Raw genomic sequence first — 24,526 nt, 5'->3', positions numbered from 1 at the left:
GATACGACAACCGGGAGGCCGCCGTGCACGAGACTCCGTTCGACGCCGAGACCGAGTTCGACCGCCAACTCGACCACCTGGTGCGACTGGGCTATCCGGCCCTGGCCGGGATGCCCGAGAGCGCCTTCCGCGACCTGGTCGCGCCGCTGCGGGCCCGCGCGGTCGACGGCGCCGCCGGCCTGCCCGCGCCCACCGACGCCCGGGTGCCGTTCCTGCTGGTCGTCACGCGGGACCTGGTCGGGGTGGAGCCCCGGCTCGCACTCACCACCCTGGCCGGCAAGCGCAAGCCCGGCTTCCTCGACCGGCACTACGCCGAGGACGACCTGCCGCGCTTCGACCCGATCAAGGAGCTGGAGGTGCCCGCCGGGCCGGCGTACCTGCTCTTCGACGTCGACCGGGGCGAGGAGTTCCGCAACCTCGCCCCGGCCGCGGCGATGGAGGGCATGACCGCCCAGGATCGGCTGCCGCTCACCATCGACGAGGGGCTCGCCTTCATCACGCTGTATCCGGAGGCGCTGGCCAGCAACAGGTGCTTCTCGCTGGTCGGCTCCCGGTGCGGTGACAAGCGGGTGCCCGCCCTGTGGATCAGCCAGGGCGCCCCGAAGCTGGGCTGGTGCTGGTACGGCAATCCGCACACCTGGCTCGGCTCCGCCTCGGCGCGTCCGGTCCGCGTCGGCCTGGAGTAACCGGCGCACGGGCCACCCCGACGGCTCGCTCGGTCGTCCACAAGGAGGCTCGGGGGTTCGCCGAGGCCACCTGTCATGGCCCTCGGGTTATCCACAGGGGTGAACCGTTCTCCACAGGTTATTCACAATGCCACCCACTGATCTCCACGGTGGTTCCCTACAGTCAGACCCCATGAAGGAACGCCGGGTCCTGGTCGTCGAGGACGAACGCACCATCGCCGAGTCGGTCGCCGCCCGACTCCGCGCCGAGGGTTTCGCCGTGGAGATCGCCACGGACGGCCCCAGCGCGGTCGAGCGGTTCCGGACCGGCCAGCCGGACCTCGTCGTCCTCGACGTGATGCTGCCCGGCTTCGACGGCCTGGAGGTGTGCCGGCGGATCCAGGCCGTCCGGCCGGTGCCGGTGCTGATGCTCACCGCCCGCGACGACGAGACCGATTTGCTGGTCGGGCTCGCGGTCGGCGCGGACGACTACCTCACCAAGCCGTTCTCGATGCGCGAGCTGGCTGCCCGCGTACACGTGCTGCTGCGCCGGATGGAACGGGCCGCGACCCCCGCGGCACCCGCCATCCGGCTCGGCGACATCGAAATCAACGAGGCCGAGCGGCGGGTTCGGCGCTCCGGCGCGGACGTGCACCTCACACCGACCGAGTTCGACCTCCTGATCCACCTCGCCGGTCGGCCCCGCACCGTGCTACCCCGGGAGCGGCTGCTCGCCGACGTGTGGGGCTGGGCCGAAGGCACCGGCACCCGCACCGTGGACAGCCACGTCAAGGCCCTGCGGCGCAAGCTCGGCGCCGATCTCATCCGGACCGTGCACGGCGTCGGGTACGCCCTGGAGGTGCCCGCGTGACCAACCACCGGGTGGTGGACTGGCTGGACCGGGCGCTGCCTCGCCCGCTGGACCCGGTCCGCTCGATCAAGATGAAGCTCGGCGTCCTGCTGGTCGCCTCCTGGGCGGTGGCCATCGGCTACTTCTGGTACGGCATCGGCTGGCTCCCGCCGGGCACGTCGATCACCGTCATCTGCATCGCGCTGGTCACCTCGCAGGTGCTCGCCCACGGGATGACCTCGCCGCTGCGCGAGATGACGGCGGCCGCCGGGGCGATGGCCCGCGGCGACTACACCCGTCGGGTGCGCGCCACCTCCCGCGACGAGGTGGGTGAGCTGGCCCAGGCGTTCAACAAGATGGCCGAGGACCTGCACGCGGCGGACCAGCGCCGGCGCGAGCTGATCGCCAACGTCTCCCACGAGCTGCGTACGCCGATCACCGCCTTGCAGGGCGTACTGGAGAACATGGTGGACGGGGTGGCCGAGCCGGAGCCGGCGGCCCTGCGCGCGGCGCTGTCCCAGACCGAACGGCTCGGCCATCTCGTCGCCGACCTGCTCGACCTGTCCCGTCTCGACGCCGGGGTGGTGCCGCTGCGCCGGGTCCGCATCGACGTGGGGGACTTCCTGGACGAGGCGGTGGAGCACGCCACCGCCAGCGCCGCCGGAGCGGGGCTCGACGTGGACTTCCGACTCCGCGAGTTGGCGGTGCCGCTGACCGTGCGCGCGGACCCGTGGCGGCTGCACCAGGTGTTCGCGAACCTGCTGGACAACGCGGCGCGGCACAGCCCACCCGGCGGCACCGTGCGGGTGAGCGCCGAGGAACACGGCGGTCACCTCCACGTCGAGGTGAGCGACGAGGGGCAGGGCATTCCGACGGCCGAGCGTTCCCGGGTGTTCGAGCGGTTCACCCGCGGCGACCGGGCGGCCGGCGGTGGGACCGGCCTGGGCCTGGCCATCGCCCGCTGGGTCGTCGAACTGCACGGCGGTCAGATCGGGGTCCTCGACCCGGCCGGAGCCGCCCGGAACTCCCAGCCCGGTTGCCGCATCCGGGTCACCATCCCGAGCAACGGGCCACACCGAGAAGAGGCCGCATGACCAGCCCCGGCAGCACGTCCGCACCGGCCACCGGACCGACCGGACCGACCGGACCGCAGCCCACCCCGCCCGCCCAGGCCTCCCAGCCCGGCCAGGCCGCCCAGCCCGGCCAGGCCTGGGTCGGCCCCGGGCCGACGCCTCCGCCGACGGCCGGCCGGCCGCAACCCTGGCCACCGCAACCCTGGCCGGCCCAGCCCGTTCCACCACGGCCACCGTCGCTGCTCGCGCGGCACTGGCCGGGGCCGACCGGCACCGCCAATCCGCTGCTCCTGGGCGTGTTGACGGCGGCGGCGGTCGTCGGTGCCTCGGTGCTGACTGTGGTCCGGCCCGGACTGGGCTGGCTGGTCGCCGCATTGGCGGCCACCGCCGCGCTCGCCACCGCCAGGGTCGTCCGGTCCGGCACGTCGTCCCCCGCAACCGACCTGACCGAACGCGCCGCGTCCCCTGCACCGGATCCCCGACCGGGACTGCCGCCCAGCGCACCGGGCGCACCGCCGCTGACCACTGCGCCCGCTGCGGCCACCGCCGAGTCGACCTCCGCCGGCACGCCAGCCGCAACTGCGGGAGCCACCACCCTCGCGTCGACTCCGGACGCCGCCACGACGGCCGCCACCAGCGCCGCGCGGCCACCGGCGGCCACGCCGGCCCCGCCAGCCGCGACGGCTGCGCCGACTCCCTCCGCGGCCACGCCAACCGCTGCACCGGCTGCAACCGCCGTGCCGGCTGCAACCGCTGCACCGGGTCCAACCGCTCCGGCGGCTCCAACCGCCGTGCCGGGTCCGACCCCGGCGGCGGCTTCGTCAGGGGCCGCGACCACCGTTCGTCCCGGTGCCACGGGGGCACCGGGGCGGGCGGCGCAGGTCGCCTGGGCTGCCGCGACGGTCGCGCTGATCGCCGTCGGCACGGTCCGGGCCGCCGGTTGGCTCTTCGTGCTCTGCCTGCTCGCCGCCGCGGTGACCGCGACGCTCGCGGTGACCGGTGGCCGGACCCCGTTCGGGATGCTGCTGGCCGTGGCGCTGCCGCCGGCCGCGACGGTCCGAGCGCTCCCCTGGGCGGTACGCGGGCTGCACCGCACCCGCTCGTCCGGGCCCGGGATCGGGCGGATCGTGACCAGCCTGGCGATCTCGGTCGGTCTGCTGACGCTGTTCGGTCTGCTGTTCTCCTCCGCCGACGCGGTCTTCGCCGATCTGCTGGCGGGCCTCCTGCCGGACATCTCGCCGGGCGGTGTGGTCGGCTGGGTGGTACGCCTCGGGCTGATCGGCCTGGGCCTGCTCGGCGGCGCGTACCTGGTCAGCCGGCCGCCCGACCTGGACAGTCTGCGGGCGAAGCCGGGCCGGCCGGTGCACCGGCTGGAGTGGGCCCTGCCGCTGGTGCTGCTCGACGCCCTGTTCGCCGCCTTCGTACTGGTGCAGTTGACCGTGTTCTTCGGAGGCGCGGGGCACGTGTTGCGTACGGCCGGCCTCACCTACGCCGAGTACGCCCGAAGCGGGTTCTGGCAACTGCTCGCCGTCACCGCGCTCACCCTGCTGGTGATCGCCGTCGCGGCCCGCCGGGCACCGAAGGCCACCGGTGCCGACCGGCTGCTGGTCCGGGTGCTGCTCGGTGTGCTCACGGCACTCAGCCTGGTCGTCGTCGCCTCGTCGCTCTACCGCATGCAGGTCTATGCCGACGCGTACGGCGTCACCCGGCTGCGGCTCTTCGTGGCGACCGTCGAGCTGTCGCTCGGAGTGCTCTTCGTCCTGGTCGGCGTGGCGGTGGCGCGGCTACGGGCCGACTGGTTGCCCCGACTGGTGATCGGCACCGCGGTGCTGGCGCTGCTGGGGTTGGCCCTGGTCAACCCGGACCGACTGATCGCGGACCGGAACGTCGACAGGTACCTCGAAACCGGCCGCCTCGACCTCACCTACCTCTCCGGGCTGTCGGCCGATGCCGTACCGGCCCTGGCCCGGCTGCCCGAGCCGATGCGGACGTGCGCGCTTCGGGGGATCGCCTTCGAGCTGCCCGAGGACGGCTTTTGGGCGACGAACCTCGGCCGGGAACGGGCCCGGTCCGTCCTGGACGCGACCCAGGTGACCAGCAGCGCGGCGAACTGTGCCGCTCAGCTGCGCTGGTGAGCGCGAACGCTTGACAATCGCGCTGGGCGGGCAAGACTGCCGGGGTGGCCGAGCAACTGTCTGACGTGGGGTCGGGCGGTGCGGTACCGCCGCCCCGGCGGGCCCGGATCGTGTTGGCCGACATCACCCGGCGGGACACCCGCTCCGAGCGGACCCGCGCCGAGTTGGCCCAGCAGACCCAGGTCGGCGAGGCGCTGGTTCGCGGCCTGGTCCGCGCCCAGCTCGCGCTGGCGTTGCGGCTGTCGCTGGTGGTCGTCATCGGGCTGGGCGGGCTGCCCTGGCTGTTCGCCATCGCACCGTCGCTCGGCCGGACCACCGTGGCCGGCGTCAACCTGCCCTGGCTGCTGCTCGGCTTGGTCTCGTTCCCGTTCCTGATCGCGGTGGGTTGGGCGTACGTGCGGCTGGCCGAGCGCAACGAGCAGGACTTCACCGACCTGGTGCAGCGGCCGGAGCGCTGACGTGGGCAACGACTACGTGGTTCCGGCCATCGTCGCGGTCACGCTGGTCACCGTCGGGATCGGCTTCTACGGGCTGCGGCTGGCACGGACCACGTCCGACTTCCTGGTCGCGTCCCGGGCGATCAGTCCGACCTGGAACGCCGCCGCCATCGGCGGGGAGTACCTGTCGGCCGCGAGCTTCCTCGGCATCGCCGGCCTCGTCCTCAAGTACGGCGTGGACGTCCTCTGGTATCCGGTCGGGTTCGCCGCCGGCTACCTGGCCCTGCTGCTGTTCGTGGCCGCGCCGCTGCGCCGCTCCGGCGCGTTCACGCTGCCCGACTTCTGCGAGCTGCGGCTGGGGTCCCGTCGTCTGCGCATCCTCGCCACGGCTTTCGTGATCTTCATCGGTTGGCTCTACCTGGTGCCGCAGTTGCAGGGCGCCGGGCTCACCCTGGCCACGGTGGCCGGCTCCCCGTACCCCGTGGGCGCCCTTCTGGTGGCCGCCGTGGTCACCGCGAACGTGGCGCTCGGCGGGATGCGGGCGATCACCTTCGTCCAGGCGTTCCAGTACTGGCTCAAGTTGACCGCTCTCGCCGTACCGGTGATCTTCCTGGCGTTGCAGTGGCAGGCCGACGGCCGCCCGGCGGTGACGCCACCCGACGGGCCGACGTTCCGGGCCGCGACCACAGTCGTGGTCGAGCACCGCGCGACCCTCACCCTGGCCGACGGCGACATCCGAGAGGTACGCCCCGGCGACGAGCTGTCCTTCGCCGCCGGTGACCCGGTGCCGGAGGTGTCCGGGGTGGCCACCGACGCGGGGGACTGGTTGCTGCCCAGCGCCGCCGGTGACGACGACCGGGGCCTGTTCGGGACGTACTCCCTGATCCTGGCCACGTTCCTCGGCACGATGGGCCTGCCGCATGTGCTGGTCCGTTTCTACACCAACCCCGACGGCGCGGCGGCGCGGCGGACGACGCTTGTGGTCCTGGCCCTGGTCGGTGCCTTCTACCTGCTGCCCACCCTGTACGGGGTGCTGGGCCGGATCTACACACCGCAGCTGCTCGTCAGCGGGCAGACCGACGCGGTGGTGGTGTTGCTGCCCGGCGCGGCCCTCGGTGACGGGCTGGTCGGGCGGCTGCTCGCCGCGCTGGTCGCGGCGGGAGCGTTCGCGGCTTTCCTCTCCACCTCGTCGGGGCTGCTGACCAGCGTCGCCGGGGTGATCTCGACGGACGTGCTCGGCCGGGGCTCGGTGCGCGGCTTCCGGCTGGCCACCATCATCGCCGGGGGCGTGCCGACGGCGCTGGCCCTGCACGTCTCCGGGCTGGACGTGTCCCAGGTGGTCGGGTTGGCCTTCGCGGTCGCCGCGTCGAGCTTCTGCCCGCTGCTGGTGCTCGGCATCTGGTGGCGAGGGCTGACCGACCTGGGCGCCGCCGCCGGTGTGCTGGCCGGCGGTGGGGCGGCGATCGGAGCGGTGCTGGTCACCGTGCTCGGCCCGCCGCTGTCGGGCTGGCCCGCCACGCTCACCGCGCAGCCGGCCGCCTGGACGGTGCCGCTGGCGTTCACCGTGATGGTCGCGGTGTCCATGGCGACCCGCCGACGGGCGCCGGCCGACGTCGCCGCCACCATGCTGCGCCTGCACACCCCCGAAGCGTTGCGCCTGTAGGCAGCGCGCCTAGTTGATCCACTCCAGATCGGCGAGGTGGGGGCATCCGGACGTCTGCACAGCCCCACCTCGGCGATATGGCGACGGCAACGCTCACCGGGGCGGGGTGGCGGCGCTGTAAGGCTACGAACTCCGACTCGGGGATGACCCCGGGTCCATCCGCCGCCGGACGGCGGAACTGGCGATCGACGGATAACGTCGGGCCCATGACTGGTGAGCACCCCGCGCTCGCGCTGCGTGGCCTGGCGAAGCGGTTCGACGGCACGATCGCGGTGGCGGGCGTCGATCTGGACGTACCGGCCGGCTCCTTCTACGGTCTGCTCGGCCCGAACGGCGCCGGCAAGACCACCACCCTGTCGATGGCGGTCGGGCTGTTGCGGCCGGACGCCGGTTCGGCGTGGGTGCTCGGCCAGGACGTCTGGCGCGATCCGGTCGCGGCCAAGCGGCTGCTCGGCGTGATGCCCGACGGGGTACGGCTGTTCGACCGGCTGACCGGTGCGGAGCTGCTGGCGTACCACGGACTGCTGCGGGGGATGGACCCGGCGGTGGTCGACCAGCGGGCTGCGGAACTGCTCGACGTGCTGGCGCTCGGCGACGCCGGCCGGACGCTGGTGGTGGACTACTCGGCGGGCATGAAGAAGAAGATCGGCCTGGCCTGCGCGCTGCTGCACGGCCCCCGGGTGCTGGTGCTGGACGAGCCGTTCGAGGCGGTCGACCCGGTGTCGGCGGCGCTGATCCGCGACATCCTCACCCGGTACGCGGCCGGCGGTGGCACGGTGATCTTCTCCAGTCACGTGATGGAGGTCGTCGAGCGGCTGTGCTCGCACGTGGCGATCCTCGCCCAGGGGGCCATCAAGCGGGTCGGCACGATCGCCGACGTCCGCGGCGGCCGGTCGCTGGAGCAGGTCTTCGTCGAGGTGGTCGGCGGGCGCACCGCGACCGGTGACGAGCTGTCATGGCTCTCCCGGTGAACGTCGCCGCGGCGCCCGCCGGTCCGGCGCGGACGGTCTCCGCCCGGCACTTCGTGCGGCTCAAGCTGCGGGTGATGGGCAACAACTTCCGGGGTCAGGGCTGGCGGATCGCGCTGTTCATCGGTGGCGCGCTGGTCGGGCTGTGGTTCGCGGCCAGCGCCTTCTTCCTCTTCGCCGCGCCGGGCCTGGCCGGCAACGGCAGGTACGCGGTGCTGGTCGCGGCCGCCGGCGGTGGCCTGCTGGTGCTCGGTTGGCTGCTGCTGCCCCTGGTCTTCTTCGGCGTGGACGAGACCCTGGACCCGGCCCGGTTCGCGCTGCTGCCGCTGCCGCGCCGCACGCTGGTCACCGGCCTGTTCGCCGCCGCGCTGGTCAGCGTGCCGGTGCTGGCGATGTCGGTCGCCGTGCTGGGGTTGGTGCTAACCGCGTGGGCGTTGGGCGGCTGGTCCGCCGGCCTGGTGGCCCTGGTCGGCGTACTCGCCGGGTTGTTGCTCTGCGTGGCCGCCAGCCGGGCGGTGACCAGCGCATTCGCCAGTATGTTGCGGTCCCGCCGGGTGCGGGATCTGGCGGCCGTGCTGCTGGCGGTGGCCGCCGCGCTGCTCGGTCCGTTGCAGGTCTTCGGCCTGGCGGCGCTGCGCGAGACAGACTGGACCCGGCTGACCGGTGCCGCGACGGTGCTCGGGTGGACGCCGTTCGGGGCACCCTGGACCGCCGGCATCGACGTGGCGCAGGGACGGGTGTGGGCCGCCCCGCTCAAGCTGCTGATCACGGTGGCGGCGATCGTCGCCCTGCTGGCCTGGTGGTCCCGCTCGCTGGAGTCGGCGATGGTGGGCACGGCGAGCACCGGCAAGGCCCCCGCCCAGCGCGGCGTCACCGGTGGGGCGGTCGCCCAACTGTTTCCCCGGGCCGCGGGCTGGGCCCGACGGGACCGCTTCGGCGCGCTGGTCGCCCGGGAGGCCCGTTACTGGTGGCGGGACGCCCGCCGCCGGGCCAGCCTGATCACGATCGCGGTGGTCGGCATCTTCGTACCCGTGTTGATCAATGTCACGGGCGGGGACTTCGCGGCCGAGGACGGCGCGGGGTTCACGGCGGCCACCAGCGACAGCTCGCCGGTCGTGGTCACCATCTCGCTGCTCTTCGTCGGCGTGCTCGCGTCGGTCACCCTGGCCAACCAGTTCGGCTTCGACGGCAACGCGTACGCGGCGAACGTCGTGGCCGGCGTGCCCGGCCGGGTCGAGCTGCGCGCGCGGATGACCGCGTTCTCGCTGTACGTCCTGCCGATGCTGGCGGTCGTCGCGGTGGTGCTGTCGGCGCTGCTCGCTCGACCGGCATGGATCGGGCTGATGGTGGGCAGCCTGGCCGCCACCTACGGTGTCGGGTTGGCGGTGAACAGTTTCGTGTCGGTGCTCGCGGCGTACGCGCTGCCGGAGACGAGCAACCCGTTCGCGATGAACAGTGGCGCGGGCGTGGCGAAGGGCCTGCTCACCCTGCTGTCCATGATCACCACGGCGGTGGTCGCGGTGCCGATGGTGGTGGCCGCCGCGCTGCTCGGCGACGCCTGGCTCTGGCTGGCCCTCCCGGTCGGCGCGGCGTACGGGCTGGGGGCGGCGCTGCTGGGCGCGTACCTGGCCGGTGACGTGCTGGACCGCCGTCAGCCGGAACTGCTGGCCACGGTCACCCCGCGTCGTTAACCGGCGTTTCGACCGGTGCCGTGGGCCCTCTGGGCGGCCTGGGCGACGAAGTCACGCCAGGCGGCCGGAGCGAAGGTGAGCGCCGGACCGGAGCGATCCTTGCTGTCCCGGACCAGCACGACTCCGGGCAGATTGTCCGCCACCTCGACGCAGTTGCCGCCGGAGTCGGTCGACCGGGTCGACGTGCGCCAGCCTGGCTCGCTCATCGTCATTGCGTCACCTTCAGCTTCCGGATCAAATCCAGCGAGGCGCCGGTGGACAGTGCTTCGCCGAGCAGGCTATCCCACTTGCGATCGATCAAGGCGATCATTTCCGGGTCGTCCATGACGTGTCCCCGGACGGCATTCTCCAGGTAGAGCGCCCTGTCCCGGTCCGGCAGATCGGCGAGCACAAAGCCACCACCGAGCCCGACATGCTCGCCCACCGCCAGTGGAATGACGTGCAGCCGGACGAATGGCAGGTCTGCCACTTCCTGCAGTCGACCGAGCTGGGCGTCGAGCACCGCAGGCCCACCGACGGGGCGACGAAGGCCCGTCTCGTCCACCAGGAAGACGCAGTGCGGCGGCACCTCCCGGACCAGCAGCTTCTGACGTTCCAGCCGGACTGCAACAAGCTCGTCGACCATGTTCGGCGGATGTAGTCCACCCGCCGAGATAACGGCGCGGGCATACGCCTCGGTCTGGAGCAGTCCGGGGACCAGGCACGCCTCGAAGGCGCGCAAGCGCAGGGCTCGCTGCTCGTATTCGCGCCACTGCGCGAACCAGGACGGACCGCGTTCCTGGTCGGCGGCCCTGAGGAGTTCGGCGAGGAGGCCGCCGGTGGCGAGAGCGTCGTCCGCGGCGACCGCGAACTCCATGGTCGGCCGGCGTCGGCCGGTCTCGATGGCGGCCACCGTGGACGGACTCCACCTGATCACGGTCGCCAGTGCTTCCTGGGAAACCTCGGCACCCGCCCGGGCGGCCTTCAACGCCCGTACCCACATCTCGATGTTCATCCTTACCTTCCCGGTAAGTACGTGACCGCGCTGCGTAGTAAGCCCTGGAATCCTCCCCTGCCCGCAGCCGGGAGTCCAGGGTGGAGAACGCGCGGCCCGGCCGGTGGAGGCGACGTCCCGGCGGTCGGTCCTGCGTCGGGCCGCCCCGGTCATCCCCCGATCGGGGCGGCCCTCGTCGACTGGGAGGGGATCGCTCATGATCGGGTCAGTCCTCGGTGGGAACGGGGCGCGGTGGTCGTACTTCAGGAGGAAGGCCGTGGTGTCGACGGCCGTGCCGGATCGGCCACCGGCGGGCGCGCGGCCGACGGGCGGCGCCCGGGGCGGCGCGGGCCGGGGCGCGGCATGTCGCGCCCGGACGCCGGACACCACAGCGAGCCGTCCTCCGCCCAGAGCGCGCGAAGGCCGGCGGGTGCTGCCGGTGCTGGCGAACGGAGGGCCGTGGTGAGTCGGCCGCACGTGCCGATGCGGCCGCTGTGGCGGTGTCGGGGCTGCGGCGCGCCTTGGCCGTGCCAGCCGGCGCGGCTGGCGCTGCTCGCCGACTACCGGCACGACCGCACCGCGCTGCTGGTCTACCTGGGCACTCTGATGGTGGAGGCGGGCGATCAGCTGGCCCGGCTCAACGGGCGACCCGCCGACCTGCACGAGCGCTTCCTGGGTTGGGCGCGGGGCCGGGGCGGCACAATGTTTCACGTGAATCATGAGCCGGGTGCCGAGATCCACCACACCGACCCGTTCGCGGTGCCGACCGGGCAGCGGTCGCCGGTCCGCCGGCTGCGGGGCCGGCTCGCCGCGCCGGTGACCCTCTGGACGGCGCCCGGCCCGGCGGGCCTGACCGTCTCGTCCACCCTGGTCGCCGAGGGGGAGCCGGACCGGCTGCTCGGGTTGATCGACGCCGAGTCCGACCTCTGGGCCGCTGTCGAGGAGGCGGGACGGTTCGCGGTCGCGCCGCTCGGCCCGGCGCACCGCCAGCTCGCCGACCGGTTCGCCGGCCTCTTTCCCGCCCCGGGTGGGCTGTTCGCCACCGGCACGTGGACCGAGACGCCCTACGGGCCGGTGCCGACCGACGCCGGCGGCTGGGTGGGCTGCCGCCTGGACACCGCCCGAGAGTACGGCTGGGGTCTGCTGGTGGAGGCCACCATCGAGGTCGTCGACCTGGCCGAGGAGGCCACGCCGCTGCTGCACTACCGGGGGCGCTACCACGAGCTGCCGGGCTGACCTGAGCGGCTCATCCGGACCGACCGGTCACCGGAGTGACCTGGGTCACTCGGCGCAGCCAGCCAACCGCTCGGCGCACTCGACGACCAGGGTCGATCTCGGCCTTCCCCGTCGGGGAGCGTGCTCTCTACGGTGCGCGAAACTACCCCCGACGCCTGTGAAGGTGGTGATCCACAGATGTCCACGGACACACCCGCGCCGACCGCTTCCCAGCCGGACAAGTACCTGGCCGTGCAACGGTCGGACGAGTTCGCCGGGCTGCGCCGCGCGCTACGCGGCTTCGTCTTCCCGATGACCGTCGCGTTCTTCCTGTGGTATGCGCTCTACGTCATTCTCTCCGCGTACGCCCGGGACTTCATGGGCACGAAGCTGTTCGGCAGCAACATCAATGTCGCGCTGGTCTTCGGCCTGCTCCAGTTCGTCTCCACGTTCGTGATCGCCTGGCTCTACTCCCGGTACGCGGACCGGAAGATCGACCCGGTCGCCGACCGGATCCGTGCCGAGATCGGGGAGGTGACCCATGAAGACGGTCCTCGTGGCTAATCCGCTCCTCGCGGCCGAGGCCGGCAACCACACGGCCCGCAACCTGACGATCACGTTGTTCCTGGTGTTCGTGGCGGTGACCCTGGGCATCACCATCTGGGCCAGCCGGCAGACGAAGACGGCGACCGACTTCTACGCGGGCGGTCGTTCCTTCTCCGGCTTCCAGAACGGCATGGCGATCGGCGGCGACTACATGTCCGCCGCCTCGTTCCTCGGCATCGCCGGCATCATCGCCCTCTACGGCTACGACGGCTTCCTCTACTCGATCGGCTTCCTGGTCGCCTGGCTGGTGGCGCTCCTGCTGGTCGCCGAACTGCTGCGCAACTCCGGCCGGTACACGATGGCCGACGTGCTGGCCTTCCGGATGCGTCAGCGTCCGGTGCGGACGGCGGCGGCGGTCTCCACCATCACGGTGTCGATCTTCTACCTGCTGGCCCAGATGGTGGGCGCCGGCGCGCTGGTCGCGCTGCTGCTCGGCATCAAGCCGGGAACGACCTTCCTCGGCATGGACGCGGCCACCGCCAAGGTGGCGACCATCATCATGGTCGGCGCTCTGATGATCATCTACGTGACCGTGGGTGGCATGAAGGGCACCACCTACGTGCAGATCGTCAAGGCGTTCCTGCTGATGACCGGCGCGCTGCTGATGACCATCCTGGTGCTGGCGAAGTACAAGTTCAACCTGTCGTCGCTGCTCGGCGACGCCGCCGCGTCCTCGGGCAAGGGCAGCGCGTTCCTCGAACCGGGGTTGCGCTACGGCGTCGAGGTGGCGGGTAACGCGACACAGACCTTCTACAACAAGGTCGACCTGCTGTCGCTCGGCATCGCGCTGGTGCTCGGCACGGCCGGCCTGCCGCACATCCTGATCCGCTTCTACACCGTGCCGACCGCCAAGGCGGCCCGCAAGAGCGTGCTCTGGGCCATCGGCATCATCGGCACCTTCTACCTGCTCACCCTGGCCCTCGGCTTCGGTGCGGCGGCGCTGGTGGGCAGCAAGGCGATCACCGCGCAGGACAAGGCCGGCAACACGGCCGCGCCGCAGCTGGCCGAGGCGCTCGGCATCGACTTCTTCGGCGGCGACCTCGGTGGAGCGGCCCTGCTCGCGATCATCGCGGCGGTCGCCTTCGCCACCATCCTGGCGGTGGTCGCCGGGTTGACCCTGGCCTCCTCGTCCAGCCTGGCGCACGACTTCTACGCGAACGTCCTGAAGAAGGGCGAGACGTCGGAGCGCCAGGAGGTACGGGTCGCCCGGATCTCCGCCCTGGTGATCGGCGCGATCTCCATCCTCCTGTCGATCTACGCGCAGAACCTCAACGTGGCGTTCCTCGTGGCGCTGGCCTTCGCGGTCGCCGCCTCGGGCAACCTGCCGGCGATCCTCTACAGCCTGTTCTGGCGGCGGTTCAACACCTCCGGCGCGGTGTGGGCGATCTACGGCGGTCTGCTCTCGGCCGTGCTGCTGGTGTTCTTCTCGCCGGTGGTCTCGGGCGCGGCGACGTCGATGTTCCCGGACCACGACTGGCAGTGGTTCCCGCTGTCCAACCCGGGCATCCTCTCCATCCCGTTCGGCTTCCTGTGCGGGTGGATCGGCACCCTCATCTCGAAGGAGAACGACGAGGCGAAGTACGCGGAGCTGGAGGTGCGCGCCCTCACCGGTTCGGGCGCCCACTGACCCGCGGCACGGGCCCCCTGTTGACGCCACGCGTCAACAGGGGGCCTCTTGCGGTAAACAGGGGTCGGTAGGCTGACCGGCATGAAGGTTGCTGAGCGCTTCGGTTCCGGTCACCGCGTTCTCGTCACCGGCGGCGCCGGTTTCGTCCCGTCGCACCTGGTCGACTCCCTGATCGCCCGGGGCTGCACGGTGGTGGCGCTGGACAACTTCGTCACCGGCTCCAAGGAGAACGTCGCCCACCTGCTCGACCGGCCAACCTTCACCCTGGTCGAGGCGGACCTCTCCGACGGCCTGCCGACGCACCACCCGGCAATGGCCGAGCGGTTCGACGCGATCCTGCACATGGCCTCGCCGGCCAGCCCCACCGACTTCGCGCAACTGCCCGTGGAGATCCTCCGGGTCGGCTCGGTGGGCACCCTGCACCTGCTGGAGCGCGCGGTCGCCGACGGCGCCCGGTTCCTGATGGCCTCCACCTCCGAGGCGTACGGGGACCCGAAGGAGCACCCGCAGCGCGAGACCTACTGGGGCAACGTCAACCCCATCGGCGTCCGCAGCGTCTACGACGAGGCGAAGCGCTTCTCCGAGGCGGCCACGATGGCGTACCACCGCTACCGCGGGCTGGACGCGGCGATCGTCCGGATCTTCAACACGTACGGCCCGCGGATGCGCCCGGACGACGGCCGGGCCATCCCCACCTTCATCTCCCAGGCGCTGCGCGGCGAGCCGATCACCGTGCACGGCACCGGCAACCAGACCCGGTCGATCTGCTTCGTCGAGGACCTGGTGCGGGGCATCCTGCTGCTGCTCGACTCGACCGAGACCGGCCCGGTCAACTGCGGCACCGAGCACGAGATGTCCATGCGTCAACTCGCCGAATTGATCGTGTCACTCTCCGACAGCAGCTCGCAGGTGACGTACATCACCCGCAGCTCGGACGACCCGGAGATGCGCCGCCCCGATCTGACCCTCGCCCGTGAACTGCTCGGATACGAGCCGACCGTAACGCCCGAAGACGGCCTGCGACGCACGATCGAGTATTTCCGGGCGCGGCTAGGGTAACCAGCTCACGGCGGAGCACCGCGAGCTGAGTGTCGCCTGAGGGCGGTAGTGGCTCCCGCTACGTACCCTGAGTTACATGTCAGCGACCTCTGCCGGCGTTCCTCACCCGCACCTGCACCGCAGCGCCGGGCGCGCCTCGGTGCCCAGCCCCGACCGGGGCGCCTCCGGACGCGCGCGTCCCGCCGAGGCGCGCTGGTACCCGCCGTACGACGAGCAGCAGCCCGGTCCGGGCGGCCCGGCGGGGCCGACGGGACCGGGCGGGCCCGGTGGGGCCGGCGGGCCGGGACGGCGTGGCCCCCGGCCGCGCTGGGGCCGGATCGGCCTGGTGGCCGGGATCGCGGTGCTGGTGCTGGCGCTGCTCGGCGGCCTGGGCGCCTGGCTGTACGCGCGCAACCTCAACAACGACCTGGCCCGCACGGACCCGTTCGCGGAGATCACCGGCGGTCGGCCGGCGAAGCCCGTCGACGGCGCGTTGAACATCCTGCTGGTCGGCAGCGACTCCCGGGACCCGGACGCGCCGGTCGACACCAAGAGCCAGTGGCGGGCCGACACGGTCATCGTGATGCACATCCCGGCCGACCACCAGTCGGCGTACCTGGTCTCCATCCCGCGTGACCTGTACGTGCCGATCCCGCAGAGCGCCGGGGCGGACTGCGGCTCCGGCCAGCGCGCGAAGATCAACGCGGCGTTCGCGTTCGGTGGCCTGCCGCTGGCGGTCCGCACCGTGGAGTGCTTCACCGACGTCCGGATCGACCACGTGATGGCGATCGACTTCGGCGGTTTCAAGGAGGTCACCGACGCCCTCGGCGGAGTGGACCTGAAGGTGGAGCGGACGATCACCTCGATCCACAAGCCGTACCGGACGTTCACCAAGGGCACCAACCACATGGACGGCGCCGAGGCGCTGGACTGGATCCGGCAGCGCAAGCAGTTCCCGGACGGCGACTTCGCCCGGATGCGGCACCAGCAGGAGTTCCTCCGGGCGCTGATGGACAAGGCGGCGAGCACCGGCACCCTGGCGAACCCGAAGAAGCTCAACGACTTCCTCAAGTCGGTGACCGCCGCGGTGACCGTCGACCAGGGCTTCTCGGTGACGGACATGGCGGTGCAGTTCCGCAACCTGCGTGGGCAGAACCTCACGTTCCTGACCAGCCCCAACTCGGGCAGCGACACCATCAACGGCGAGTCGGTGGTGGTGTCCGACCGGGAGAAGGCGCTGGCGATGTACCGGGCCATGTCGGCGGACACCATGGCGGACTGGATCAAGGCCAACCCGCCGAAGAGCACCGACGGCGGCTGAGCGCAGGGGTGGACCGCGTCGGCGGCGACGCGGTCCACCCTGAAGCGAGCCGACCTCGCCTTTACGGTCATCGAATGGGGACGATCGCCCGGTTGACGGCACCTGTCGTCCCAATTGAGTCCAGATGAACTCGCAAAGTCGAATTGATGTACGTACAGTGGGGCGGCCCCCCTCCTGATCACGAGCTGGAGCACGCATGCCGGTTCAGGCCAGCCGTCGCCCTTCGTCCGCCGGATCCGCCGCGCCGAGCGGCCGGATCGCCGCGTCCATACCGGTGCAGCCGGGCCCGTCGAACGGTGGTCCGGGCGGTCGCCCGCCGGGTGGCGGCAACGGCCGGACAGGCGGGAAGGGGCCGGCGAAGAAGCGGCCCCGCCGCAAGGATCCGCTCTGGGCCCGACTGACCGTGATCTTCGGCGCGGTGCTGATGCTCAGCAGCGGGGTGGCCATCGTCGGCACCAAGGTGCTGATCGGCCAGGCGACCGGCGACATCGCCCAACGCAACCTGCTCGGTGATGCCGGCAAGACCGACGCGGAGGGCGGCGCGAGCCTCGACGGTCCGATCGACATGCTGCTGCTCGGCGTGGACGCGCGCGAGCGTTGGGCCGCCGACGACGTCCGCTCGGACAGCATCATCATCCTGCACATCCCGGCCTCGCACGACCAGGCGTACCTGATCTCGATCCCCCGCGACACCGAGGCGCAGATCCCGCCCTTCAAGAAGAGCGGCTTCACCGGCGGCACCGACAAGATCAATGCCGCGTTCCAGGCCGGCGCCCGCAACGGTGGCGGCTGGGAGGGCGGCGCCCAGCTGATGGCGCAGACGATCAAGCGGCTCACCGGGATCAGCTTCGACGGCGCGGCGATCATCAACTTCGGTGGTTTCAAGAACGTCATCGACACCCTGGGCACCGTGAAGATCTGCGTCAGCTACGAGGTCAAGTCGAAGCACATGTCGTTCGTCGACGGCAAGCCCATGTGGAACGCGGACGCCAAGAAGACCGGCAAGACGATGACGCCCGTCGTGCACAAGAAGGGCTGCCAGGAGATGGAGGGCTGGGCCGCCCTCGACTACGCCCGGCAGCGCTACGGCCTCCCCGGCGGCGACTACGACCGGCAGCAGAACCAGCAGCAACTGATCAAGGCGATGGCCCGCAAGGCCACCGACGGCGGCATGCTGACCAACCCGGCCAAGCTGAACCAGCTGATCAAGGCGGCCGGCAAGGCGTTCGTCCTGGACACCGGCGGCGTGCCGATCGAGAACTTCATCTTCACCATGCGTGGGGTCACCGCTAACGAGTTGACCATGCTGAAGACCAACAACGGCAGCTTCAACGGCAACGGCAACAACCGTGAGGCGTTGAACGAGGAAACGATGCAGATGTTCCAGGCGGTCAAGCAGGACAAGCTCGCCGAGTTCGTCTTCACCCACCCCGAGGTGATCTCCGGCCGCAAGTGACGGCCGCCGCGTCGCTTCACGCCGCCTCGCCTGAGGCGGCGCCGCCTCGGGCCGCGTCGCCTCAGGCCGCCCGCTCCAAGTCGCGGAAAGCCCGACGACCGGTTCGCTACCGCCCGTAGCCTGACGTGAGCAGGTTTCACGTATCGGCTGCGGGGAGGCGGTCACGTCCAGGTGGGGCCGGAACGCAGCGGACCGGGCACGCCCGGCCGCGCCCCGCCGCGCCCGCTGGTCACGCCTCCTGCTCGGCGTCGGTCTGGCCCTCGTCCTGCTGGCCGGGCTCGCCCAGATCGGGCTCAAGACGCTTACCCACCGGTACGACCGTACGGTGACCAAGGAGCAGCTGCTCGACGCCGACGCCCGCACCGACCGGACCGACCTGGACGGGCCGCTCAACTACCTGCTCATCGGCACCGACCGACGCGCCGGCAGCAGCGAACCGGACCAGCGCTCGGACACCATCCTCATCGTGCACGTGCCCGCCGGGCGGCGGGAGGCGTACCTGGTCTCCATCCCGCGTGACCTGCTGGTCTCCATCCCGCCCGCGAACGGCTTCGGCGGCGGTCCAGACAAGATCAATGCTGCGTACGAGCACGGCGGCGGCGGGCAGGCCGGCACCCGACTGCTCTCCGTCACCCTGAACCGGCTCACCGGCATCCGCTTCGACGGCGCCGCGCTGATCGACTTCTCCGGCTTCCGGAAAGTGATCGACCTCCTCGGCGGGGTGCAGATGTGCGTGGACACCCAGGTCCGCTCGATCCACACCAACCGCGTCTTCCCCACCGGCTGCCAGCGGATGGACGGCGCGCAGGCGTTGGACTACGTACGGCAGCGCTACGACCTGCCCAACGGCGACTTCGACCGGCAGCGCCACCAGCAGCAACTCCTGCGGGCGATGCTGGACAGCGCCGGCAAAGCCGACCTGCGCAACAACCCCGTCAAACTGGACCAGGTGCTCCGCGCGGTAGGCGGCTCGTTGACCGTCGACACCAACGGCGTACCCCTGGAGGATCTGCTCCTCGCGCTCCGCGCGCTGCCGCCCGACGGGATGCGCGGCGTTGAGGTGCCCTCGTCGCCGCAGACAATCGACCAGGTTTCGTACGTGGTGCTCGACAACGGCGGCAACGGGCTCTTCGAGGCCGTCCGGGGGACCCGCGTACCGGCCTGGGCGCAGGCCAATCCCCGCTGGGTGACCCGGTTGTGACCGTACCGACGGCCGGGTCGGTGCCGATCCGGCCCGCGAGGATCTAGTGTTGCTTCCTGTGTTCGGACCCCAGGTTCCCACCGTGCCCGTGACCCAGATCGCCGACGACACCTACCTGCTCGACGTGCGGGAGGCCGACGAATGGGCGGCCGGCCACGCACCCACCGCCCACCACCTGCCGATGATGGAGCTGCCGGCGCGGCTGGCCGAGGTGCCCACCGACCGGGACGTGGCCGTCATCTGCCGCTCCGGTGGACGTTCCGCCCAGGTCGTTGCCTACCTGGTCAACAACGGCTGGGAGCAGGTGCGAAACGCCGACGGCGGGATGCGCCAGTGGGCAGCGGTCGGCCGTCCGGTGGTCGACGCGAATGGGCAGCCCGGCCAGGTCATCTGAGGCGGCCGGGATGGGCGGTCCTCTGGTCTTCGCGCACCGCGGCGCCTCGTACGACCTTCCGGAGCACACCCTCGCCGCGTACCTGCGCGCCCTCGACGAGGGTGCCGACGGGCTGGAGTGCGACGTCCGGCTGACCCGCGACGGGCATCTGGTCTGCGTCCACGACCGGCGACTGGACCGCACCAGCAACGGCCGCGGTCTGGTCAGCGCGCGCACCCTCGCCGAGCTGGACGCCCTGGACTTCGGTTCCTGGCATCCCGGCAGCGCGCCGAGCGGTGACCTGCCGCCGGACGAGTCGCACACCCGGCTGTTGACGCTGGCCCGGCTGCTCGACGCGGTGCTCGCCGCCGGGCGGCCGGTCCGGCTGCTGGTGGAGACGAAGCATCCGTCCCGCTACGGCTCGACCGTGGAACGGCGGTTGGTCGAGCTGCTGCGGCGGTACGGGCTGGCCGACCCGGCACCGGACGACCCCGTCCAGCTCACCGTCATGTCGTTCTCCCCGCTGGCCGTCCGACGGGTCCGGGAGCTGGCCCCGGCGCTGCCCACGGTGCTGCTGTTGGAGGTGCTGCCGCCCTGGCTGCGGCTGGGCCGGCTGCCGTTCGGCGCCCGCATCGCCGGGCCGGGCATCGGCCTGGTCCGGGCCCGCCCGCACCTGCTGCCCGCGCTGCGCGCCGCCGGCAACCAGGTGTACGTCTGGACCGTCAACGAGCCGGCCGACGTGGAGTTGGTGCTGGCCGAGGAGGTGGACGGGATCATCACCGACCGCCCGGCGCACGTCCTGGCCCGGCGGGACCGCTGAACGGGCCCCCACGCCGAGCTGGCCGTCCAGCGTGCCGACCGCCGGCAGCGCCTGCACCTACGCGACAACCGGGGGTGCCGAAAGCCGGGCCGGCGGGGCAGACTCGGCACATGCCGGAGCGTATCGATTTTCCCGCTCTTCTCGCCGGCCACACCGTCGCGATCGAGTCGATCAATGCTGGGGACGCGGGCCTGCCGGTCCTCACCCAACTGCTCCGGGTAACCCAACCGGCGCTGGGCGCGACCGGCATGGCGTTCGTCGAGTTCGGCCCGACCGGTGGCCGGGTGATCGCGGCGACCGGCGCGGCGGAGTGGGCGCTCGGCCGACCGCTCGCGGCGGACGACCCGGACACCGTCTGCCTGCTCTCCGGGCCACGGGTGGCCCAGGTTCGGGTGACCGACCTCAACGGCAAGCTCGCCGCTGAGCTGGCCGGCAGCGGGTTACGCCGGATGGTGGTGGCCCGAGCCGAGATCGGCGGTCACACCGTCGGCAGCCTGCACGCCCTCTATGCGGCAGACGACGAGCCGGACGCCGAGCAGCGGGGGGTGGTCGCCTACCTCGCCTCGTGCGTCGGGCACATGTACGGCGACCAGAGCGGGTTGCCGGTGCACGGCGACGGGCCGGTGGTGGCGGCACTCGCCGACGGGCTGGCGGTGGTCGACCGGGACGGCCACGTCCGGCTCTGGAACCCGGCCGCCGCCCAGGTCACCGGCCGGACAGCGGAGCAGGCGTTGAAAGGCCCGCTGCCGTTCCCGTTGCCGCCCTCCGGGCAGGTCCGCGACCACCGGCTGCCGGACGGGCGCTGGCTGCGCATCACCTCCGGCGACCTGCCCGGCCCGGGCGCGCTGCGGGTGGTCACCTTCCGCGACATCACCGACCAGCAGCGCCGCGATCACGACCGGGAACTGTTCGTCGCGGTCACCAGCCACGAGCTGCGCACGCCGGTCACCGTCATCAAGGGGTACGCGGACACCCTCACCGACCACTGGGAGTCGCTGACCGAGGGAGACCGGCGACAGGCCGCCCGGGTGATCGGGCAGCGCGCCAACGAGCTGGCCCGGCTGGTCGACCGGCTGCTCTCCTCGGCGGCCGAGGCGGGGCCGGGGGACGACCCACCGACCCCGTTCGACCTCGCTGAGGCGTTGCGCGCCGCCATCGTGGACCTGCCGGCGGAGCTGCGGCACCGGCTGACGCTGCGCCTCCCCGCCGACCTGCCCAAGGCGCTCGGCCACCGGCCCAGCCTGGCCACCGTGCTGACCGAGCTGGCGACCAACGCTGGCAAGTACTCGCCGCCGGGCTCCCCCATCGAGATCACCGCCGGGGTGGACGGCCAGTTGGTCGCGTTCCGGGTCAGTGACCGGGGCATCGGCATCCGGCCGGAGCACGTGGAGCGGGCGTTCGACCGGTTCTGGCAGGGCGAGTCCGGCGACCGGCGCGGCTACCCGGGAGCGGGGCTCGGCCTCTATCTCGTCCGCCGGATCGTTGAACAACAGAATGGATGGGTATCCCTACGTCCGAGGACCGACGGCGGTACGGTCGCAGAGGTGCGGCTACCGCGCGGTTGACCGACGGTGGCGCGACGTGGAGGCGACGGTGGCAGCGGCAGTGAGGGATCGGGCGTGGTGCGTGGTGGTTCCCCACCATGCCGCCGGCGCACGACTGGCGCGACACCGGCTCGCCGACGACCTGGCTGACGTCGTGACGCCGGCGCTTCTCGCGGATCTGATCGCGGTGCTCGCCGAGCTGGTGGGCAACTCGGTCCGGCACGCCCGGCCGCTGCCCGGCGGCGTGGTCCGGGTGGCGTGGCGGCTGCGAGCCTCGGCCGAGGGCCCGCGGATCCAGTTGCGGGTGACCGACGGCGGCGCGGGCACCAGCCCGCGGATCCGCACGGCCAGCCCGGACGCCGCGGACGGGCGGGGTCTGCACATCGTGGCCGGCCTGGCGACCCGCTGGGGCGTCGAGCGCGACGGCATGGGCCAGCGCGTGTGGGCGGAGTTCGACCCCACCCCCGCCTCCCACCCCGACCTGGTACCAGCCGCCTGACATCGTTGATCATGAAGTTACTGCCACGACACGCCGTGCGCGGTGACAATAACTTCATGATCAACAAGCGGCGGGGTGGGTGGGTCCGGCCCACGGCGGGACGGGCGGGGCCTTAGGCTGTGACGCCGTGAGCAAGCGTCGAAAGAGCCAGCGAACCCCCGCCGACACCGCGCCCCGGAAGGACAAGGTGCGCGACGTCTTCGTGCCGCGACCGTTCGAGGGGCTGGCCGACGAGTCCGAGTGGATCGCGCTGCGCGAGCTGGTGCCCGCCGCGTCCGCGCCGCTGCGGCTGGCGCCCGCCCTCGTCGAGGAATTCGGAGACCGGTCGGCCACGCTGGCCACGGTGCTGCCGATGGCCGCGCCGGCGGTGAGCAAGCCGGACGGCCGGGTGCTCATCGGTCTGCAACGCCACCAGCAGTCCGGCGACGTCTCCCGGGACCTGGCCGAGGCGCTGCTCTGCGCGCTGCGGACCGAGCCGGGCGGCCAGGTGTCCGTACCACCGCTGCCCGGTCCCGGGCCACGACTGCAGGACATCCTGGTGGACGGCCCGCTGGAGATCGTCATGCACGACGGGTTCGAGTTCTGGCTCGACCCCGGCGCGACCGACGACCCGAGCGTCCAGGCGTCGCTGGAACGGGCGAACGCCGCCATCTACCCGACCGTGCGGATGACCGCCGCGAAGGCCGCGTACTGGTGCCAGGTCCCGGAGAAGGCGCACGTGCGCTGGGTGCTCCCGGACGACGAGGACGCCGCACTGGACGCGCTGGCCCGCCTCGGCGCGGCTGGCACGCTGACGCTCGGCGAGCAGACCAAGTTCGCCGGGATGTTCCGCGCGCACGGCCGGCTGGTGCCGGTGTGGGACCTGCCGGAGGAGACTCCGGCCGACGACTGGGAGGACCCGGTCGCGCAGTTCGCCAAGCGGTACGCGGAGGCGCTCGCCACCACCGAACCGCTGGACGCCGCCGGCCGGCGGGCCCGCCAGGGGCTGCTCGGCCGTCAGCTCACCCTCCGCTGACCCCGACGCGCGGCCCGTTCACCCGTTGACCGGCAGCGGGTCGCGCACGATCGGGCAGGACATGCAGCGCGGGCCTCCCCGGCCGGAGCCCAGCTCCGAGCCGGCGATCGGGATGACCTCGATGCCGGCCCGCTCCAACTGCGCGTTGGTCTCGGTGTTGCGCTCATAGCCGACGCAGAGCCGGGGCGCCAGGGCGAGGGTGTTGTTGCCGTCGTCCCACTGCTCGCGTTCCGCGGTGACCGGGTCCAGGCCGGTGTCGATGACCCGGAGCTGGTCCAGGTCCATCGCGTCGGCGGCGGCCCGCAGGAAGGGCGCCGGGCCGTCCACGCGCGGGTCCTCGCCGTCCGCGCCGGCGATCACGGTGTACGCCGAGAGCGTGCTGGCGATGTTCGGATACATCAGCACGGCGTCGGCGTCGACCATCGTGCACACGGTGTCCAGGTGCATGGTGGCCCGCTTCTGCGCGATCGGCACCACCAGGATGGTGTGGGCCAGCCCGGCGGCGAAGACCTGCCGGCCGAGGCGTTCGGCGCCGGCCGGGGTGGTCCGCTCGCCCACCCCGACCGCCAGGACGCCCGGTGCGAGCAGCAGGACGTCCCCGCCCTCCAGGTGCTCCAGATTGGGGCGGTAGACGAACTCGGTGCCGGCGAAGCGCGGATGGTGGCGGTAGATGGCGTCGGTCAGGGTGGTCTCCCGGCGGCGGGCCGGCATGGCCAGGCTGGTGACGCCGACCCGGTCACCGATCCACAGCGACGAGTCCCGGGTGAAGAGCAGGTTCGGCAGCGGGTCGATGACGAAGTCGTGCCGGTCCATCAGGGTGTAGACCAGCCCGCCCGGCCGCTCCGAGCTGATCCGCAGCTCCTCGTGGGCGAGCCCGGCGGTGAGCACATCGGCCAGCGCGGCCGGGTCCAGATAGGCGAGGTGGTCGGCGACCCGGGCGCGGAGCGTGTCGCCGAGTCGACGGGAGCGCAGCACCTCCTCGGTCAACTCGGCGCGGGCATCCTCGACGGCCAGCGTCTCGGCCAGCAGGGTGGCCAGATAGAGCACCTCGACCCCGCGCTCGCGCAGCGCGGCCGCGAACGCGTCGTGCTCCTCCTGGGCGCGGCCGACCCAGGGGATCGCGTCGAACAGGAGTGAGTCGTTGTTGCGAGGGGTGAGCCGGGCCAGTTCCGGGCCGGGCCGGTGCAGCAACACGGTGCCGAGCCGGCCGACTTCACTGTCGACGTAGTGGGTCACCCCCGCAGCGTAGGGCAGGGTTTGGCGGCATCCGACAAAAGAACTGTGGATGAATATGGCATTCATCCACAGTCACTCCGGCGCTCCGGCTTGCCGAACACCGGGAGTGGCAACGTAGGG

At 72.1% G+C, this 24,526-nt stretch carries 24 protein-coding genes; 20 read left to right on the top strand and 4 right to left on the bottom strand.

The window, feature by feature from the left end; genetic code table 11:
• Positions 1–23 precede the first annotated feature (23 nt).
• The 3 genes from ABZU53_RS02745 to ABZU53_RS02735 all read left to right on the top strand — a co-directional run bounded on the left by ABZU53_RS02745 (position 24) and on the right by ABZU53_RS02735 (position 2,609).
• Positions 24–686 (top strand): DUF5701 family protein, encoded by a 663-nt coding sequence (locus tag ABZU53_RS02745; protein WP_355063459.1) that lies wholly within the window; start codon positions 24–26, stop codon positions 684–686.
• Between the two features lie 172 nt (positions 687–858).
• A complete protein-coding gene (locus ABZU53_RS02740; protein WP_355063457.1) occupies positions 859–1,536 on the top strand; it encodes a response regulator transcription factor in 678 nt (225 codons plus the stop codon).
• A complete protein-coding gene (locus ABZU53_RS02735; RefSeq protein ID WP_355063455.1) occupies positions 1,533–2,609 on the top strand; it encodes a HAMP domain-containing sensor histidine kinase in 1,077 nt (358 codons plus the stop codon). Before ABZU53_RS02740 ends, ABZU53_RS02735 begins: the two co-directional genes overlap by 4 nt.
• Here ABZU53_RS02735 and ABZU53_RS02730 read toward each other — a convergent pair.
• Positions 2,566–3,297, bottom strand: coding sequence for a hypothetical protein (locus ABZU53_RS02730; RefSeq protein ID WP_355063453.1), 732 nt, complete (start codon positions 3,295–3,297; stop codon positions 2,566–2,568). The genes ABZU53_RS02735 and ABZU53_RS02730 overlap by 44 nt on opposite strands.
• Positions 3,298–3,379: 82 nt before the next feature.
• Here ABZU53_RS02730 and ABZU53_RS02725 point away from each other — a divergent pair, with 82 nt between their 5' ends.
• From ABZU53_RS02725 to ABZU53_RS02705, 5 genes are all read left to right on the top strand, one after another.
• Positions 3,380–4,723, top strand: a complete 1,344-nt coding sequence (locus ABZU53_RS02725) for a DUF4173 domain-containing protein (RefSeq protein ID WP_355063451.1) — start codon at positions 3,380–3,382, stop codon at positions 4,721–4,723.
• Between the two features lie 44 nt (positions 4,724–4,767).
• Positions 4,768–5,181: a hypothetical protein gene (locus ABZU53_RS02720; RefSeq protein ID WP_354857349.1), complete on the top strand. Its 414-nt coding sequence runs from the start codon at positions 4,768–4,770 to the stop codon at positions 5,179–5,181.
• Between the two features lies 1 nt (position 5,182).
• Positions 5,183–6,823, top strand: coding sequence for a cation acetate symporter (locus ABZU53_RS02715; protein WP_354857351.1), 1,641 nt, complete (start codon positions 5,183–5,185; stop codon positions 6,821–6,823).
• Between the two features lie 206 nt (positions 6,824–7,029).
• Positions 7,030–7,794, top strand: coding sequence for an ABC transporter ATP-binding protein (locus tag ABZU53_RS02710; RefSeq protein ID WP_266247300.1), 765 nt, complete (start codon positions 7,030–7,032; stop codon positions 7,792–7,794).
• Complete coding sequence (locus ABZU53_RS02705; protein ID WP_355063449.1) at positions 7,779–9,482, top strand: ABC transporter permease; 1,704 nt, start codon at positions 7,779–7,781, stop codon at positions 9,480–9,482. Before ABZU53_RS02710 ends, ABZU53_RS02705 begins: the two co-directional genes overlap by 16 nt.
• On the opposite strand, the gene ABZU53_RS02700 is transcribed toward ABZU53_RS02705, so the two are convergent.
• Both ABZU53_RS02700 and ABZU53_RS02695 read right to left on the bottom strand, forming a co-directional pair.
• Positions 9,479–9,694 (bottom strand): DUF397 domain-containing protein, encoded by a 216-nt coding sequence (locus tag ABZU53_RS02700; RefSeq protein WP_354857355.1) that lies wholly within the window; start codon positions 9,692–9,694, stop codon positions 9,479–9,481. The two genes, ABZU53_RS02705 and ABZU53_RS02700, sit on opposite strands and share 4 nt — an antisense overlap.
• Positions 9,691–10,476: a helix-turn-helix transcriptional regulator gene (locus ABZU53_RS02695; RefSeq protein ID WP_354857357.1), complete on the bottom strand. Its 786-nt coding sequence runs from the start codon at positions 10,474–10,476 to the stop codon at positions 9,691–9,693. Before ABZU53_RS02695 ends, ABZU53_RS02700 begins: the two co-directional genes overlap by 4 nt.
• Before the next feature lie 462 nt (positions 10,477–10,938).
• Between ABZU53_RS02695 and ABZU53_RS02690 the strand changes: the two genes are divergently transcribed.
• The 12 genes from ABZU53_RS02690 to ABZU53_RS02635 all read left to right on the top strand — a co-directional run bounded on the left by ABZU53_RS02690 (position 10,939) and on the right by ABZU53_RS02635 (position 23,170).
• Positions 10,939–11,691 (top strand): flavin reductase family protein, encoded by a 753-nt coding sequence (locus tag ABZU53_RS02690; RefSeq protein ID WP_355063532.1) that lies wholly within the window; start codon positions 10,939–10,941, stop codon positions 11,689–11,691.
• Between the two features lie 177 nt (positions 11,692–11,868).
• Positions 11,869–12,234 carry a DUF485 domain-containing protein gene (locus ABZU53_RS02685; RefSeq protein WP_234582629.1) on the top strand — a complete coding sequence of 122 codons (366 nt, stop codon included), beginning with the start codon at positions 11,869–11,871 and terminating at the stop codon, positions 12,232–12,234.
• The gene (locus tag ABZU53_RS02680; protein ID WP_354857360.1) at positions 12,212–13,903 is read left to right on the top strand and encodes a cation acetate symporter; all 1,692 of its coding nucleotides are present in this window, start codon (positions 12,212–12,214) and stop codon (positions 13,901–13,903) included. The genes ABZU53_RS02685 and ABZU53_RS02680 overlap by 23 nt, the downstream gene beginning before the upstream one ends.
• An 81-nt stretch (positions 13,904–13,984) precedes the next feature.
• Entirely contained in the window at positions 13,985–14,962 is a 978-nt protein-coding gene (locus ABZU53_RS02675) for an NAD-dependent epimerase/dehydratase family protein (protein WP_354855819.1), read from the top strand.
• A gap of 76 nt (positions 14,963–15,038) precedes the next feature.
• Entirely contained in the window at positions 15,039–16,262 is a 1,224-nt protein-coding gene (locus tag ABZU53_RS02670) for an LCP family protein (protein ID WP_355063447.1), read from the top strand.
• A gap of 196 nt (positions 16,263–16,458) precedes the next feature.
• On the top strand, positions 16,459–17,718 hold the full coding sequence (locus ABZU53_RS02665) for an LCP family protein (RefSeq protein WP_354855817.1): 1,260 nt from the start codon (positions 16,459–16,461) through the stop codon (positions 17,716–17,718).
• A gap of 238 nt (positions 17,719–17,956) precedes the next feature.
• On the top strand, positions 17,957–18,919 hold the full coding sequence (locus ABZU53_RS02660) for an LCP family protein (protein WP_354855824.1): 963 nt from the start codon (positions 17,957–17,959) through the stop codon (positions 18,917–18,919).
• 58 nt (positions 18,920–18,977) lie between these two features.
• Entirely contained in the window at positions 18,978–19,313 is a 336-nt protein-coding gene (locus ABZU53_RS02655; RefSeq protein WP_354855816.1) for a rhodanese-like domain-containing protein, read from the top strand.
• Between the two features lie 10 nt (positions 19,314–19,323).
• Positions 19,324–20,112, top strand: coding sequence for a glycerophosphodiester phosphodiesterase family protein (locus tag ABZU53_RS02650; protein ID WP_354855815.1), 789 nt, complete (start codon positions 19,324–19,326; stop codon positions 20,110–20,112).
• 110 nt (positions 20,113–20,222) lie between these two features.
• Positions 20,223–21,677, top strand: a complete 1,455-nt coding sequence (locus ABZU53_RS02645; RefSeq protein WP_355063445.1) for a PAS domain-containing sensor histidine kinase — start codon at positions 20,223–20,225, stop codon at positions 21,675–21,677.
• Positions 21,678–21,738: 61 nt separating this feature from the next.
• The gene (locus ABZU53_RS02640; RefSeq protein ID WP_355063530.1) at positions 21,739–22,155 is read left to right on the top strand and encodes an ATP-binding protein; all 417 of its coding nucleotides are present in this window, start codon (positions 21,739–21,741) and stop codon (positions 22,153–22,155) included.
• A gap of 127 nt (positions 22,156–22,282) precedes the next feature.
• Positions 22,283–23,170: a DUF5926 family protein gene (locus tag ABZU53_RS02635; RefSeq protein WP_355063443.1), complete on the top strand. Its 888-nt coding sequence runs from the start codon at positions 22,283–22,285 to the stop codon at positions 23,168–23,170.
• A gap of 18 nt (positions 23,171–23,188) precedes the next feature.
• Here ABZU53_RS02635 and ABZU53_RS02630 read toward each other — a convergent pair whose 3' ends face one another.
• The gene (locus tag ABZU53_RS02630) at positions 23,189–24,406 is read right to left on the bottom strand and encodes an arginine deiminase (protein ID WP_355063441.1); all 1,218 of its coding nucleotides are present in this window, start codon (positions 24,404–24,406) and stop codon (positions 23,189–23,191) included.
• Between the last annotated feature and the right edge of the window lie 120 nt (positions 24,407–24,526).

This window comes from Micromonospora sp. NPDC005194, assembly GCF_040608335.1.
GTDB lineage: Bacteria > Actinomycetota > Actinomycetes > Mycobacteriales > Micromonosporaceae > Micromonospora.
The sequence above is the reverse complement of the archived record's forward strand: the minus strand, read 5'-3'. Positions and strand labels throughout refer to the sequence as shown.

Bases quoted from the DNA above. Each gene is read 5' to 3' on its own strand.
- ABZU53_RS02650 (WP_354855815.1), top strand. From the start codon at position 19,324: ATGGGCGGTCCTCTGGTCTTCGCGCACCGCGGCGCCTCGTACGACCTT.
- ABZU53_RS02675 (WP_354855819.1), top strand. From the start codon at position 13,985: ATGAAGGTTGCTGAGCGCTTCGGTTCCGGTCACCGCGTTCTCGTCACC.
- ABZU53_RS02680 (WP_354857360.1), top strand. From the start codon at position 12,212: ATGAAGACGGTCCTCGTGGCTAATCCGCTCCTCGCGGCCGAGGCCGGC.
- ABZU53_RS02690 (WP_355063532.1), top strand. From the start codon at position 10,939: ATGCGGCCGCTGTGGCGGTGTCGGGGCTGCGGCGCGCCTTGGCCGTGC.
- ABZU53_RS02670 (WP_355063447.1), top strand. From the start codon at position 15,039: ATGTCAGCGACCTCTGCCGGCGTTCCTCACCCGCACCTGCACCGCAGC.
- ABZU53_RS02700 (WP_354857355.1), bottom strand. From the start codon at position 9,694: ATGACGATGAGCGAGCCAGGCTGGCGCACGTCGACCCGGTCGACCGAC.
- ABZU53_RS02695 (WP_354857357.1), bottom strand. From the start codon at position 10,476: ATGAACATCGAGATGTGGGTACGGGCGTTGAAGGCCGCCCGGGCGGGT.
- ABZU53_RS02710 (WP_266247300.1), top strand. From the start codon at position 7,030: ATGACTGGTGAGCACCCCGCGCTCGCGCTGCGTGGCCTGGCGAAGCGG.
- ABZU53_RS02705 (WP_355063449.1), top strand. From the start codon at position 7,779: ATGGCTCTCCCGGTGAACGTCGCCGCGGCGCCCGCCGGTCCGGCGCGG.
- ABZU53_RS02685 (WP_234582629.1), top strand. From the start codon at position 11,869: ATGTCCACGGACACACCCGCGCCGACCGCTTCCCAGCCGGACAAGTAC.
- ABZU53_RS02740 (WP_355063457.1), top strand. From the start codon at position 859: ATGAAGGAACGCCGGGTCCTGGTCGTCGAGGACGAACGCACCATCGCC.
- ABZU53_RS02645 (WP_355063445.1), top strand. From the start codon at position 20,223: ATGCCGGAGCGTATCGATTTTCCCGCTCTTCTCGCCGGCCACACCGTC.
- ABZU53_RS02665 (WP_354855817.1), top strand. From the start codon at position 16,459: ATGCCGGTTCAGGCCAGCCGTCGCCCTTCGTCCGCCGGATCCGCCGCG.